At 58.8% G+C, this 13,937-nt stretch carries 11 protein-coding genes; 10 read left to right on the plus strand and 1 reads right to left on the minus strand.

The features are described from left to right. Positions 1-5 precede the first annotated feature (5 nt). From ATU_RS21865 to ATU_RS21905, 9 genes are all read left to right on the plus strand, one after another. A complete protein-coding gene (locus tag ATU_RS21865; protein WP_010974056.1) occupies positions 6-1,013 on the plus strand; it encodes an ABC transporter permease in 1,008 nt (335 codons plus the stop codon). 1 nt (position 1,014) lies between these two features. Next, on the plus strand, positions 1,015-2,151 hold the full coding sequence (locus ATU_RS21870) for an ABC transporter permease (RefSeq protein WP_010974057.1): 1,137 nt from the start codon (positions 1,015-1,017) through the stop codon (positions 2,149-2,151). Between the two features lie 13 nt (positions 2,152-2,164). Further along, positions 2,165-3,832: an ABC transporter ATP-binding protein gene (locus ATU_RS21875; RefSeq protein ID WP_010974058.1), complete on the plus strand. Its 1,668-nt coding sequence runs from the start codon at positions 2,165-2,167 to the stop codon at positions 3,830-3,832. Positions 3,833-3,854: 22 nt separating this feature from the next. Further along, complete coding sequence (gene melA, locus ATU_RS21880; RefSeq protein WP_006312416.1) at positions 3,855-5,228, plus strand: alpha-glucosidase/alpha-galactosidase; 1,374 nt, start codon at positions 3,855-3,857, stop codon at positions 5,226-5,228. 291 nt (positions 5,229-5,519) lie between these two features. Next, positions 5,520-6,584: an HlyD family secretion protein gene (locus tag ATU_RS21885; protein WP_006312415.1), complete on the plus strand. Its 1,065-nt coding sequence runs from the start codon at positions 5,520-5,522 to the stop codon at positions 6,582-6,584. A gap of 11 nt (positions 6,585-6,595) precedes the next feature. Further along, positions 6,596-9,373, plus strand: a complete 2,778-nt coding sequence (gene rbbA / locus ATU_RS21890) for a ribosome-associated ATPase/putative transporter RbbA (RefSeq protein WP_010974059.1) — start codon at positions 6,596-6,598, stop codon at positions 9,371-9,373. Beyond that, positions 9,370-10,488 carry an ABC transporter permease gene (locus ATU_RS21895; protein ID WP_010974060.1) on the plus strand — a complete coding sequence of 373 codons (1,119 nt, stop codon included), beginning with the start codon at positions 9,370-9,372 and terminating at the stop codon, positions 10,486-10,488. Before rbbA ends, ATU_RS21895 begins: the two co-directional genes overlap by 4 nt. Positions 10,489-10,622: 134 nt before the next feature. Further along, positions 10,623-11,225, plus strand: a complete 603-nt coding sequence (locus ATU_RS21900; protein ID WP_035257202.1) for a hypothetical protein — start codon at positions 10,623-10,625, stop codon at positions 11,223-11,225. A 217-nt stretch (positions 11,226-11,442) separates the two neighbouring features. Then, the gene (locus ATU_RS21905) at positions 11,443-11,589 is read left to right on the plus strand and encodes a DUF1127 domain-containing protein (protein ID WP_071241536.1); all 147 of its coding nucleotides are present in this window, start codon (positions 11,443-11,445) and stop codon (positions 11,587-11,589) included. Positions 11,590-12,073: 484 nt separating this feature from the next. On the opposite strand, the gene ATU_RS21910 is transcribed toward ATU_RS21905, so the two are convergent. Further along, on the minus strand, positions 12,074-12,517 hold the full coding sequence (locus tag ATU_RS21910) for a response regulator (protein WP_010974063.1): 444 nt from the start codon (positions 12,515-12,517) through the stop codon (positions 12,074-12,076). Between the two features lie 379 nt (positions 12,518-12,896). Between ATU_RS21910 and ftsZ the strand changes: the two genes are divergently transcribed. Further along, the gene (gene ftsZ, locus ATU_RS21915) at positions 12,897-13,859 is read left to right on the plus strand and encodes a cell division protein FtsZ (protein WP_006312408.1); all 963 of its coding nucleotides are present in this window, start codon (positions 12,897-12,899) and stop codon (positions 13,857-13,859) included. Positions 13,860-13,937 lie beyond the last annotated feature (78 nt).

The following is a 13,937-nucleotide window of genomic DNA, read 5'->3' on the forward strand; positions in this document are numbered from 1 at the left end:
GTTCGATGCTGAGATTTTTGACGATACGCGTGGCATCCGCCATTCCGGTGCTGCTGATCCTGAGCGTGGTGACCTTCGCCATCATCCAGGCACCGCCCGGCGATTATGCCGACTACATCCGCTCGCAACTGATGAACCAGGGCGGAGCGTCCTTCGAACAGGCGGAAGCGCAGGCGCAGGCCTATCGTATCGAACACGGCCTCGATAAGCCGCTCGTCATTCAATATTTCAACTGGATCGGCGGCATCATCACCCGCGGCGATTTTGGCTACAGCTTCTATTACAACAAGCCGGTCGCCGATGTGGTTGGCGAACGCCTGCCGCGCACCATTGCGCTGGCGCTGGTCTGCCACATCTTCGCCTCCGTTCTCGGCATCGCCTTCGGTATTTGGGCGGCGACACGGCAATATTCCTGGGTCGACAATCTGCTCTCCACCATCGCCTTTCTTGGCATGACGATCCCGCGCTTCCTGATGGCGCTGATCCTCGTCTACCTCATGGTGTTTCATTTCGACGTGTCTGAGATCGGCAGCTTCTTCTCGCCGCAATATGGCGGCGCGCCATGGTCGTGGGGCAAATTCGTCGATCTCGTCAGCCATGTCTGGCCGGTGGTCGCCATCGCTGTCTTCGGCGGCCTTGCCTACAATATGCGGGTGATGCGCGGCAATCTGCTCGACACGCTGAATGCGCAATATGTCGAGACGGCCCGTGCCAAAGGTCTTTCGGAAGGCGCCGTCATCATGCGCCATGCGGTGCCGAATGCCGTGCATCCGCTCGTCATGTATCAGGGCGTGGTGCTGCCCTACATGCTGAGTGGCGAGATCGAGACCGCCATCATCTTCGCGCTGCCGACAGTCGGCCCCGCTATTGTCGGCTCCATGGCGGTGGGGGACGTCTATGTCACCGCCACCTTCATGATGGTGCTGGCCGCGACGCTGATCGTCGGCAACATCATCGCCGATATGCTGCTCGCCATGCTTGACCCACGTGTTCGCGAATTCGGGAGGGCCTGAGATGATGGCATTTGACGACCTGAAAAACGAAACAGCGGTTATGCCAAAGCCCGAACGCGGCACGCAGGGTAACGAGTCCTATCTCGCGCTGGTGTGGCGGCGTCTCAGACGCTCGGTTACCGGCATGCTCGGGCTGGTGCTGGTGGCCTTGCTGATCCTGATCGCCATTTTTGCCGATTTCTTCGCGCCGATGAACCCGCTGGAAACCAACGCCAGCTTCTCACCGCCGCAAGTGGTTCGTTTCACCGACAAGGACGGTAATTTCAGTCCTTTCCCCCGCGTCTATGCGACTGCCGACACAGCAGAACTCGATCCGGTCACTTTTCAGCCCATCGTCGGGCCGGACTATGACAATCCGGTTTATCTGGGCTTCTTCGTCAAAGGCTCGGAATACAGGCTTCTGGGTCTCATCCCGATGAGCCGGCATTTCTTCGGCTCGACGGATGGCAAGCCCGTGCATTTTCTTGGCACCGACAAGTTCGGACGCGACGTGCTGTCGCGCGCCATCTATGGCTCGCGCATCTCGCTCGCCATCGCACTCAGTGTCGTCGCCATCGTCACGGTCATCGGCACCAGTGTCGGCCTGATATCAGGTTATTTCGGCGGGCCGCTGGATGCCTGGTTGCAGCGTTTCGTAGAAGTGGTGCTCGCTTTCCCGCAATTGCCGCTTTATCTCGCGCTGACCTCGCTCATTCCGGTTACCGCCCCGACGACTGTTTTCCTCCTCTTCGTGGTCGGCGTCATGTCCGCGCTCGGTTGGGCGCAGATGTCGCGGGAGGTGCGCGGCAAGACGCTGGCGCTGGCGCGCATCGATTATGTGCGGGCAGCGATTGCTGTCGGGGCCACCGACCGGCGCATCATCTTCCAGCACATTCTGCCGAATGTGATGAGCCACGTGATCGTTGCCGTCACCCTGCATATTCCAAGCGTCGTGCTCCTGGAATCCTTCCTCGGTTTCCTCGGCTTTGCGGTGAAGCCGCCGCTCATCTCCTGGGGGTTGATGCTGCAGGATACCGCGACCTATTCCGTCATCGGTTCCTATCCGTGGATCCTGGCCCCGGTCGGTTTCGTGCTGGTCACGGTTTTCGCCTTCAACGCGCTGGGCGATGGCCTGCGCGATGCCGTCGATCCCTATTGAGAGGAGCGTGCAAATGGTAGCTGCCCAGAACAACGCCTACGCCCCCGCCATCCGCTTCGATGCCGATGACCGTCAGGATAACGCCATCATCGATGCCCGCAATATTGCTGTCACCTTCAAGGTGGAACACGGCACCGTGGAAGCAGTGAAGGATATTTCCTTCCAGCTTTACCGGGGAGAGACGATTGCCATCGTCGGTGAATCCGGTTCAGGAAAATCGGTCACGGCCCGTACCATCATGGGGCTTTTGACAAAGCGGGCCTCGGTTTCAAAGTCCGCGACTGTGCGGTTCAACGGCGATGACATCTTGAGGTTTTCGTCGCGGCAACGCCGGGCGCTGCGCGGTAACCGCATCTCGATGATCTTTCAGGAACCGATGAGTTCGCTGAACCCGATCTATACGATCGGCAGCCAGATCGTCGAGGCGATCCGGGTTCATTCAAGGCTCAGCCGGAAAGAGGCGGAGGCGAGGGCGCTCGATCTTCTTCGGCAGGTGCAGATACCGGAGCCGGAGGCGCGGCTCAAACAATATCCGCACCAGCTTTCCGGCGGCCAGCGCCAGCGTGTGATGATTGCCATGGCGCTTTCCAATGATCCTGATGTGCTGATTGCTGACGAACCCACCACCGCGCTCGATGTGACGGTGCAAGCGCAGATCCTCAACCTCATTCGAGACTTGCAGAAGAAGCGCGGCATGGCCGTGGTTCTCATCACCCACGACCTGACGATCGTGAAGCAGTTTTCCGATTACGTCTATGTCATGCAGCATGGCGAGATGCGTGAGCACAATACCACGGAGCGGCTGTTTGCAGCGCCCCAGCATCCTTATACGAAAAGGCTTCTTGCCTCCGAACCGCGTGGCACGGCAAAACCGCTGCCGGAAAATTCCGGCGTGCTGCTGACGGCAAGCGGCGTGCGCGTGTCCTTCATGATGCGATATGGCGGCCTGTTCAAACCCGAACTGAAGGAACTGATCGCCGTCGACAGCCTCGGCCTGACCCTCAAGCGACACGAGACGCTGGGGCTCGTTGGTGAATCCGGTTCCGGCAAGACCACCTTCGGGCAATCGCTGCTGCGGTTGAACGAGCCTGTCGGAGGCGAGGTGATCTTTGATGGCGAGAGGGTGGATGGCCGCTCCCGCTCGGAAATGCGACCCTTGCGCTCGCGTATGCAGATCGTGTTTCAGGACCCGTTCGCTTCGCTCAACCCGCGCATGACCATCGGCCAGATTATCGAGGAAGGCCTCATCATTAACGGTCTTGGCAGAACCAAGGCTGAAAGGCTGGAGCGGGTGCGAGATGCGCTGGAGGCAGCGGGCATGCCGGGCAATATCCTCTCGCGTTTCCCGCACGAATTTTCCGGCGGCCAGCGCCAGCGCATCGCCATTGCCCGCGCCGTGGCGCTGGAGCCGGAATTTATTCTGCTTGATGAACCGACCTCAGCGCTCGATCTTTCCGTGCAGGCGCAGATCATCGACCTCCTGCGCAAGCTGCAGGACGAGCGCGGCCTGAGTTACCTGTTCATCTCGCACGACCTGAAGGTGGTCCGTGCGCTCTGCCACCGCGTCATCGTCATGCAGGGCGGCAGGATCGTCGAGGAAGGGCCCGTCGAGGACGTGCTGACCAACCCTAAAACCGAATATACTCAGCGGCTTGTACGAGCCGCCTTTGAAATCGCTTGAATTCCCAATGCCGGAGGTAGACATGGCAAGAGATCCCAAGATCACATTTATCGGCGCAGGCTCTACGGTGTTCATGAAGAACATCATCGGCGACGTGCTGCAGCGTCCGGCCCTTTCGGGCGCCACCATTGCGCTGATGGACATCAATCGCGAGAGGCTGGAAGAAAGCGCCATCGTCGTCAACAAGCTGATTTCGACATTGGGGGCAAAGGCGAAAGCCGAGACCTATACCGACCAGAAAAAGGCGCTTGCCGGTGCCGATTTTGTCGTGGTCGCCTTCCAGATCGGCGGATATGAACCCTGTACGGTTACCGATTTCGAGGTGCCGCGCAAATATGGCCTGCGCCAGACCATTGCCGATACGCTCGGCGTCGGCGGCATCATGCGTGGTCTTCGCACCGTGCCGCATCTGTGGAAAATCTGCGAGGATATCCTCGCCGTCTGCCCCAACGCCGTCATGCTGCAATATGTGAACCCGATGGCGATCAACACCTGGGCGATTGCCGAGAAATACCCGACGATCCGGCAGGTTGGCCTTTGCCATTCCGTGCAGGGCACGGCCATGGAACTCGCCCATGATCTCGATATCCCTTATGAGGAGATCCGCTATCGTTCGGCCGGCATCAACCACATGGCGTTTTTCCTCGAATTCGAGCATCGCCAGCCCGACGGCAGCTATAGGAACCTCTATCCCGATCTCGTGCGCGGCTACCGCGAAGGCCGTGCGCCAAAACCCGGCTGGAACCCGCGTTGCCCCAACAAGGTGCGTTACGAGATGCTGACGCGACTCGGTTATTTCGTCACCGAAAGCTCGGAACATTTCGCCGAATATACGCCCTATTTCATCAAGGAGGGGCGCGACGACCTGATCGAGAAATTCGGCATCCCGCTCGATGAATATCCGAAGCGCTGCATCGAACAGATCGAGCGCTGGAAGGGGCAGGCGGCGGCCTATCGTTCGGCCGAGAAGATCGAGGTTAAGCAATCGAAGGAATATGCCTCCTCCATCATCAACTCCGTCTGGACTGGCGAACCCTCCGTCATCTATGGCAACCAGCGCAACAACGGCTGCATCACCTCGCTCCCATCGGATTGCGCGGCAGAAGTGCCCTGCCTTGTCGACCATAACGGCGTGCAGCCCACCTTTATCGGCGAATTGCCGCCGCAACTCACCGCCCTGATGCGCACCAACATCAACGTGCAGGAACTGACGGTGCGGGCGCTGATGAGCGAAAACCGTGCCCATATCTTCCACGCGGCGATGATGGACCCGCACACGGCGGCGGAACTGGATCTCGACCAGATATGGTCGCTGGTAGACGACCTACTGCTCGCACACCGCGACTGGTTGCCGGAATGGACGCAGGCGGAGGTGAAGCGGGCGCGGGCGGTGTAAGGCTCGATAGTCACGGCAAGTACGAGGCCGCGGGTTCAGCCTGCGGCCTTGATGCCACAGGGGCCCGGGCATTTTTTTGCCTTCGCCATGCCGAACTTGTGTCGACGTAATGTGGTTCACTTGACGTGTGTCAAAGCCTCGAGGCCCTTCCTCACCTAAACAGCCCCCAGCAACCTGTCTTCTCCCTTCAACAGTGGAAATATCAGGTATGAATTATGAACGTAAAGGTGGCTGGCTTCTTCGGTTTCATCGTATTACGGTTGAAACTACAGGGGCGCAGGGGGAAGACGGATGTCTAAAAAAGGCTTGCTCATTGGTCTGGCGGTTGTGGTTCTTGCCATTGCTGCCTATTTCGCCTGGTCGAAGTTGACGGCAGAGGGTCTGCCCTCCGGTTTCGTGGCCAGTAACGGTCGGATCGAGGCGGTCGAGATCGATATCTCCACCAAAACTGCCGGCCGCCTTCAGGACATCATGGTGCGCGAAGGCGATTTCGTGAAGGCAGGGCAGGTGCTTGCCCAGATGGACACGGCCCAGCTGGAGGCCAAAAAGCGGCAGGCGGAAGCGCAGCTTCGCCGTGCAAAGATCGCAATCGATACCGCCCATAGCCTCGTTGCCCAGCGGGAGGCGGAAAAGACCTCGGCGCTTGCGGTGGTGGAACAGCGCAAGGCCCAGCTTGATTCGGCGTCCAAGACCTATGCGCGCTCAAGACAGCTGCTGACCGGCAACGCCGTGTCGCAGCAGATCGTCGATGACAGCGAGGCGACAGAACAGTCCGCCCGCGCCACTCTTGCCTCGGCGCAGGCCTCGCTTGCCGCCTCTGATGCGGCAATCAACGCCGCCAAGGCTCAGATCATCGATGCGGAAGCGGCTGTCGATGCCGCGCAGGCCGATATTGAGAGCATCGAGACTGACATAGTCGATGCGACGCTGAAATCACCCCGCGACGGCCGGGTGCAATATCGCATCGCCCAGCCCGGCGAAGTGCTCTCCGCCGGCGGGCGGGTTCTCAACCTTGTCGATCTCGGCGATGTCTATATGACGTTTTTCCTCCCAACGGCCGAGGCTGGCCGCACATCCATGGGCTCGGATGTGCGCCTGATCCTCGACGCCGCGCCGCAATATACCATTCCCGCCAAGGTCTCCTTCGTCGCCGATGTGGCGCAATTCACGCCAAAGACGGTGGAAACCGAGGAGGAGCGCCAGAAGCTCACTTTCCGGGTGCGGGCGCAGATCCCGCAGGAACTGCTGCAGAAATATATTCAGTACGTCAAAACCGGTCTTCCCGGCATGGCTTATGTCCGGCTTGATCCGCAGGCCGCCTGGCCGGAAAATCTCGAACGCAATCTTGTGAAGTGAGGGTGGCCGCGATGGTCACGCCCTCCGCGACGAATACTAAAAACGATCCCGGCGCCCCGGTCGCACGGTTGACGGATGTACGGCTGGCTTTTGGCAGCACGGTTGCGCTTGCCGATATATCGGTCGAAATTCCCGCCGGACGGATGATCGGCCTTATCGGGCCTGACGGTGTCGGCAAGTCCAGTCTGCTGTCTCTGATTTCCGGCGCGCGCGCCATACAGAAGGGCAATGTGGAGGTTCTGGCCGGCGATATGTCCGATCCGCGCCACCGCGAGGATACCTGCCCGCGCATCGCCTATATGCCGCAGGGCCTCGGTAAGAACCTTTATCCAACCCTCTCAGTCTTCGAAAATATCGACTTTTTCGGCAGGCTGTTCGGGCAGGATGGCAGGGAGAGAAAGGCACGCATTGCCGAGTTGCTGAAAAGTACTGGTCTTGAACGTTTTGCCGACCGGCCGGCCATGAAGCTTTCCGGCGGCATGAAACAGAAGCTCGGGCTCTGCTGTGCGCTGATCCACGATCCTGACCTGCTCATTCTCGATGAGCCAACAACGGGCGTCGATCCGCTGTCGCGCCGGCAATTCTGGGAACTTATCGATTCCATCCGTGCCGGTCGTCCGGGCATGAGCGTGATTGTCGCGACGGCCTATATGGAAGAGGCCGCCGGTTTCGACTGGCTGGTCGCCATGGATGGCGGCAAGATCCTCGCCACCGGCTCCCCCGGCGAACTTCTCGAACGCACCTCGACCGCCAATCTCGATGCCGCCTTTATTGCGCTTCTTCCGGAAGAAAAGCGCAAGGACTACCACGAGGTGCATATCGCGCCACGCAGGGTGACGCATGATGGTGACTATGCCATCGAGGCGTCGCATCTCAGTATGCGCTTCGGTGATTTCACCGCCGTCGACAATGTCAGCTTCAAAATCCCGCGCGGCGAGATTTTCGGCTTTCTCGGCTCTAATGGCTGCGGAAAATCCACCACCATGAAGATGCTGACCGGGCTTCTGGCTGCCAGTGAAGGCGAGGCGAAGCTTTTCGGCCACAAGGTGGATGCCAGCGACATGGCGATCCGCCACCGCGTCGGTTACATGAGCCAGGCCTTTTCGCTCTATTCCGAACTCACGGTACGACAGAACCTCGATCTTCACGCGCGGCTGTTCAAGCTGCCGGAAGCGACCATTCAGCCGCGCATCGCCGAGATGGCGGAGCGCTTTGATCTCGGCACCGTCATGGATACGCTGCCGGACGACCTGCCGCTTGGCATCCGGCAAAGACTGTCGCTTGCGGTGGCGATGATCCATTCGCCCGACATTCTTATCCTCGATGAGCCGACTTCGGGTGTCGACCCGGTGGCGCGCGACGGCTTCTGGCAAATCCTCGCTGATCTCTCCCGCAACGACAATGTCACCATCTTCATCTCCACCCATTTCATGAATGAGGCGGAGCGTTGCGACCGGATTTCGTTGATGCATGCCGGCAAGGTGCTGATCAGCGATACGCCTGACGCGATTACCAAAAGCCGTAATGCCGAAACGCTGGAAGAGGCTTTTGTCGCCTATCTCGAGGATGCCTCGGGTGTCAAAAAGGCGGAGCCTGCAATAGCGCCCGCTCCGGCAACGGAGGTGGTTCCGACCCAACACGCAACACCTGCCCGCAAACGGTTTTTCGATGTCCGGCGCATGTTCAGCTATACCCGCCGAGAGGCGCTGGAACTGCAGCGAGATCCCATTCGCGGCACATTGGCGGTTCTCGGCAGCGTCATCCTGATGTTCGTGATCGGTTACGGCATCAATCTCGATGTTGAGGACCTGTCCTTCGCGGTACTGGACCGTGACGATTCCACCATCAGCCGCGATTACGTGCTCGACATAGCCGGTTCCCGTTATTTCATCGAGAAAGAGCCGATCCGCGACTATGCCGATATGGACCGGCGAATGCGCGACGGGGAACTCAGCCTCGCCATCGAAATTCCACCCGGTTTCGGCCGCGATGTCCTGCGCGGCAAGACGGTGGAGGTCGGCGCCTGGATCGACGGCGCCATGCCGCAGCGGGCAGAAACCGTGCGCGGTTACGTGCAGGGAATGCACCAGACATGGCTGGCGCGCAAGGCGAGCGAAATCTATGGCAATGCAGCGACGCAAAGTAGTTTCAGCATCGAAACGCGCTATCGTTACAATCCCGATGTCAAAAGCCTCGTCGCCATGGTCCCGGCGGTCATTCCGCTGCTGCTGATGCTCATTCCTGCCATGCTGGCGGCCCTCAGCGTCGTCCGGGAAAAAGAGCTTGGCTCCATCGTCAACCTCTACGTGACGCCGACCACGCGGCTGGAATTCCTGATAGGAAAACAGCTTCCCTATGTGGCGCTCGGAATGCTCAATTTCCTGCTGCTGACCGCATTTGCGATATTCATCTTCCAGGTGCCGTTTACCGGCAGTTATCTCGCTTACGCGACGGGAGCTTTGCTCTTCGTCATCATCGCCACGTCCATCGGTCTCGTCATGTCTTCCTTTATGAAGAGCCAGATCGCGGCGATCTTCGGCACGGCCTTGCTGACGCTCATTCCGGCCACACAATATTCGGGCATGATCGATCCCGTTTCGTCGCTGCAGGGGGCGGGGGCCTTTATCGGTAACATCTATCCCGCCACCTATTTCATGACTATTTCACGCGGCACCTTTTCCAAGGGGCTGGATTTCGCCGGTCTTTCCGGTTCTTTCCTGCCGCTTCTCATTGCCATTCCGCTGCTGCTCATCGCCGGTGCTGCTCTTTTGAGGAAACAGGCGTCATGAGGTTGTTTTCGTCCAATATCTTCCAGCTCGGTATCAAGGAACTGCGCGGGCTTGCGCGTGATGGCATGCTGCTGCTCTTGATCGTTTACGCCTTCACGCTGCAGATCTACACCGGCTCCAGCGCGTTGCCCGAAACCCTGAACAATGCCGCCATCGCAATCGTGGACGAGGATCAGTCGCCGCTTTCCGGCCGCATCAGCACAGCGTTTTATCCGCCCTATTTCGCGCCGCCAAAGCAGATTTCCATTGCTGAGATGGACAAGCGCATGGATGCCGGGCTCGACACCTTCGCGCTCAACATCCCGCCGGATTTCCAGCGTCGGCTTATGGCCGGGCAGCAGCCTGCCATCCAGCTCAATATCGATGCCACCCGCATGAGCCAGGCCTTCAGCGGCGGTGGTTATGTGCAGAACATCGTGACGAGCGAAGTTCAGGAATATGTCAACCGCTATCGCGGCGCGACGACGGTGCCAGTCGATCTGACGCTACGTTCTCGTTTCAACCCAGAACTGGACAAATCCTGGTTCGGCTCGATCAACAATATCATCACCGCCATCACCATGCTGTCGATCGTGCTGACGGGGGCGGCGCTCATTCGTGAGCGCGAACATGGCACGGTCGAGCATCTGCTGGTCATGCCGGTCACGCCGCTGGAAATCATGCTCAGCAAGGTCTGGTCCATGGGTCTTGTCGTGCTGGTGGCCTCGGCATTTTCCCTTTTCGTTGTCGTTAAGGGGCTGCTCGCCATCCCCATCGAAGGCTCGCTTTCCCTTTTCCTGCTTGGAACGGCGTTGCAGCTTTTTGCGATGACCTCGATGGGTATTTTCCTCGCGACAGTGGCAGGTTCCATGCCGCAATTCGGCATGCTGCTGATACTGTTCCTCTTGCCGTTGCAAGTGCTGTCCGGCGCCATGACGCCGCGCGAAAGCATGCCTGATATCATCCAGTACATCATGCTGCTCGCACCCAACACGCATTTTGTCATTCTGGCGCAATCGGTGCTTTTCAGGGGGGGGGGGCTGGATGTGGTCTGGCCGCAATTGCTGGCGCTGCTCGCCATCGGCTCGGCGCTCTTCATTTTTGCGCTTCGCCGCTTCCGGCGGTTTCTGCGCTGAACGACGGAAGAGCGCCCATTTTCAAGCATTTCCGGACGAGTTGAATTAATTGTGTTCGGTAACGGTATGTTCGCCTTCGGGGAATATGCCTATGAGACGGCTGGGTAAAAGAGGGCTTTGTTCAGGAGTAGCAAATGAATATCGCAGCACGTCTGTCGCTGGCGGCCATGATCGCACTGGCCGCGACACCGTCTTTCGCATCGGAGGATATGGCTTCGGAGACAAGCGAGGCGATATTCGGTTTCGGCGGTGTGTTGACGAAAGAAGACATGTTGAAAAGCGCTGCCCTCATTCCCGTGGAATATGAAAAGAATGCCATTCTGGGCGGCGGTTACCAGTTCTATCCCTATCGTCTCGGCAATGTGAAGCTGGGCGGCGAAATCGGCATTGCCGCAAGGTTCGGCAAGGGTTTTACCGGTGAGGTGTGGGCAGGCCCGGTCGCGCGTTATGAGCAGATCAGGCTCGGCGAGCGGCTGTTTATCACGCCGAGCTTCACCGCCGGCCTTAGCCTCGTCACGGACGCACAGCGGGGTCGCGAACGCGAGCAGGAAATCAAGGATGATGGCAATGCCAACGTCCTGTTTTATCTGGGGCCGGAAATCAACGTCTCCTTCAGCGAAGATTCCTCGACGGAATTCTTCTGGCGCCTTCACCACCGCTCCGGCGGTGGCAAGACATTGGGCAATATGAAGGGCGCGACGAACGCTAACGTTTTCGGCCTGCGCTACAAGTTTTAAGGCGCGGGCCGTGTAGCCACGCCGTCCATGTGGCTGAATTTTCAGCGGTCACTCATTTTCCTGGAAAAGGTAAATTGGAACCATTGCACACAGCGCATGGGTGGATTGCCTTATTCTGCCTGTTCATTGGGCATGATAAAGCGCATATAGAGGGCATCAAAGGACGCCGGAACGAAAACGTTGCTGACGTCACCTAAACCTCAGAAAGGGTCATGTCATGAACGTAACACGCAGCTTCAACAATTGGCGCAAATATCGTCAGACCATCAACGAGCTGGGCCGCATGAGCGCCCGTGAACTGCACGATCTCGGTATTGATCGCAGCCAGATCACCAGCGTTGCCCGCGCCGCCGTCGGCAAGTAAATGCAGGCGATATCGCCACTTATAAATACTTCAACGCCCGCTTCGCGGGCGTTTTTGTTTTTGGAGCCCTTTGTTCCATGGCTCTCCTGCTTGGCGATGCGGTTCATTACGCGCGCGGTTTGTCCTGCCACAGGCAAAGGGCTTGGCGCCTCTCGCGATCAGGATCACGCAATCTTCGGCGAATAGCGCGCCGTATTTTTGGAGTGCGAAAATTGCCATGCATATAGCGCATATCTGTGCTGCAACCTTGTGCCTGTGAAATGCGCAGAAAAATGCTATCTTCCAATCATCGAAACGGATGTACCTCCTCCCACATCCTTTCGGTAATGCGGGTGATCCTACTCCTCCTCCCAAAGGATTGCCCCGGGGACAGCGGTTTTCCTCCTCCCATATCGCTGTTCATCTTTTCAGAAAGCCTGCCGCACCTCCTCCCGCGGCAGGCTTTTTTGTTTTGGGGTATTTTCTTTCGTTTTCAGGAAATCGCTCAGTCGAAAGCCATCATGCCGATGGGCGTTACGGCGCGGGTGCCGGCGCGTTTGGCGAGCGCGTAGGAAAGGCATTGTTCGACTGCGTCCTGCGGTACTGGCTTGGCGATCACGCCGGCGCCGATACCGAGATTGACGACGACTTCAGGGTTTGCCGTCATGAAGATCACCACGACGCCATGATCTTCCGAGAGCCGCCTTCCGATCTCCGGTCCGGTCTGTCCATCTGCAAGATTGACGTCGACGAAGGCGATATCGGCACGGCTGCCGAGCGCTACGGCCTGATCCAGCCGGTTGGCGATACCGATGACGTTGGCCTCTTCTTCCGCCTGCATGATCGAATCTTCGATATCCATGGCGATCAGAAACTCGTCTTCAACGATCAGGACACGCGGCTGCTGCGTGCTGTAACCCGTTTCTTTTTGCAATACGTCTGCCAACATATGCCTGTCTCCGTTCTATGCGCCCCAGAGCGCTGTTGGCTAGCAAACACCTTGGGCCGTAACTCGTTCCAAAGTGAGATAAACATAGTGAATGGAGTGTAAACGACGTGCCTTTTCGGCTATGACCACTCTATAGCGAAGCAGTTGATTCGGTTCGGTTTTCATCCGGGTAAGGGGTCGGAGAACGTCACCGTGGAGCATCTTTCGCCCCCTGGAACGCCTGCTATTCGCCATTTTGGCGCAATAGGCTGGCATGAAAATTCAAAGCGTTACGGCCCTCTTCTCCTGTCGGGGCAGAGGCGCCGGGGCCTTGCCGATCATTCGCGTGCCGCGGTCAAAACGGCGCCGGACCCTATGAGTTTAGAAAGAGAATAAGACGATGACCCAGTCTCCGCGCGCCACCATTGCCCGCAACACGCCCAATATCGCCGTCGTCGGCGTCGGTGGCGGTGGCGGCAATGCGATCAACAACATGATTGCCGAGGGCATTAGCGGTGTGGATTTCATCGCTGCCAACACGGATGCGCAGGCGCTGAAGAAAACCAATGCACCGCGGCTCGTGCAATTGAGCTCCGAACTGACCGGCGGCCTCGGCGCAGGCGCCGATCCCGAGGTCGGCCGTCAGGCGGCGATCGATTCCCTCGATGAGATCATGGATCACCTGAGCGGCTACGACATGTGCTTTATCACTGCCGGCATGGGCGGCGGCACGGGCACGGGTGCTGCTCCCGTCATTGCCGAGGCCTGCCGCGCGAAGAACATCCTCACCGTCGGCGTCGTCACACTCCCGTTCAGCTTCGAGGGCGCGCGGCGTATGCGGGCGGCCGAATATGGCTTTGCCAACCTGCTCAACACGGCAGATACCGTCATCGTCATTCCCAACCAGAACCTGCTGCGTATCGCCGATGCCGGCACCACCTTCGAAAATGCGTTGAAGACTGCCGACAAGGTTCTGTCGCTTGGCGTGCGGTGCATCACCGATCTCATCCTGCGCGAAGGTCTCGTCAATCTCGATTTTGCCGATGTGCGTTATGTCATGAAGAATGGCGGACGCGCGCTTATGGGCACTGCGCAGGCCAAGGGTCCGAAACGCGCTTCGGAAGCGGCCGCGGCAGCCATCGCCAATCCGCTGCTGGGCGAACCCTCGCTGAAGGAGGCGCGTGGCGCGCTGGTGGCCATCTCGGGTGGTAACGATCTGACGCTTTATGAAATCGACGAGGCGATGACGCTGGTGCGCGAAGCGGTGAGCGAAGAGACCGACGTGGTGATGGGCGCTTCCTTCGACCCCACGCTCGATGGCGCGTTCAAGATTTCCGTCGTGGCCACCGGCTTGCGTAACTAAGGGCGCTTTCGCAGCGTCACGGAACTATGGGAAGAATGACGGTGCGATACATTCTTCTCCCGCCGGGGAGCAGAACAA

The sequence above is a fragment of the Agrobacterium fabrum str. C58 genome, from assembly GCF_000092025.1.
Classification (GTDB): domain Bacteria; phylum Pseudomonadota; class Alphaproteobacteria; order Rhizobiales; family Rhizobiaceae; genus Agrobacterium; species Agrobacterium fabrum.

What these genes read in the sequence shown, in the direction of transcription:
- ATU_RS21865 (WP_010974056.1), top strand. Translation starts at nt 6, where the DNA reads ATGCTGAGATTTTTGACGATACGCGTGGCATCCGCCATTCCGGTGCTG.
- ATU_RS21870 (WP_010974057.1), top strand. Translation starts at nt 1,015, where the DNA reads ATGATGGCATTTGACGACCTGAAAAACGAAACAGCGGTTATGCCAAAG.
- ATU_RS21875 (WP_010974058.1), top strand. Translation starts at nt 2,165, where the DNA reads ATGGTAGCTGCCCAGAACAACGCCTACGCCCCCGCCATCCGCTTCGAT.
- melA (WP_006312416.1), top strand. Translation starts at nt 3,855, where the DNA reads ATGGCAAGAGATCCCAAGATCACATTTATCGGCGCAGGCTCTACGGTG.
- ATU_RS21885 (WP_006312415.1), top strand. Translation starts at nt 5,520, where the DNA reads ATGTCTAAAAAAGGCTTGCTCATTGGTCTGGCGGTTGTGGTTCTTGCC.
- rbbA (WP_010974059.1), top strand. Translation starts at nt 6,596, where the DNA reads ATGGTCACGCCCTCCGCGACGAATACTAAAAACGATCCCGGCGCCCCG.
- ATU_RS21895 (WP_010974060.1), top strand. Translation starts at nt 9,370, where the DNA reads ATGAGGTTGTTTTCGTCCAATATCTTCCAGCTCGGTATCAAGGAACTG.
- ATU_RS21900 (WP_035257202.1), top strand. Translation starts at nt 10,623, where the DNA reads ATGAATATCGCAGCACGTCTGTCGCTGGCGGCCATGATCGCACTGGCC.
- ATU_RS21905 (WP_071241536.1), top strand. Translation starts at nt 11,443, where the DNA reads ATGAACGTAACACGCAGCTTCAACAATTGGCGCAAATATCGTCAGACC.
- ATU_RS21910 (WP_010974063.1), bottom strand. Translation starts at nt 12,517, where the DNA reads ATGTTGGCAGACGTATTGCAAAAAGAAACGGGTTACAGCACGCAGCAG.
- ftsZ (WP_006312408.1), top strand. Translation starts at nt 12,897, where the DNA reads ATGACCCAGTCTCCGCGCGCCACCATTGCCCGCAACACGCCCAATATC.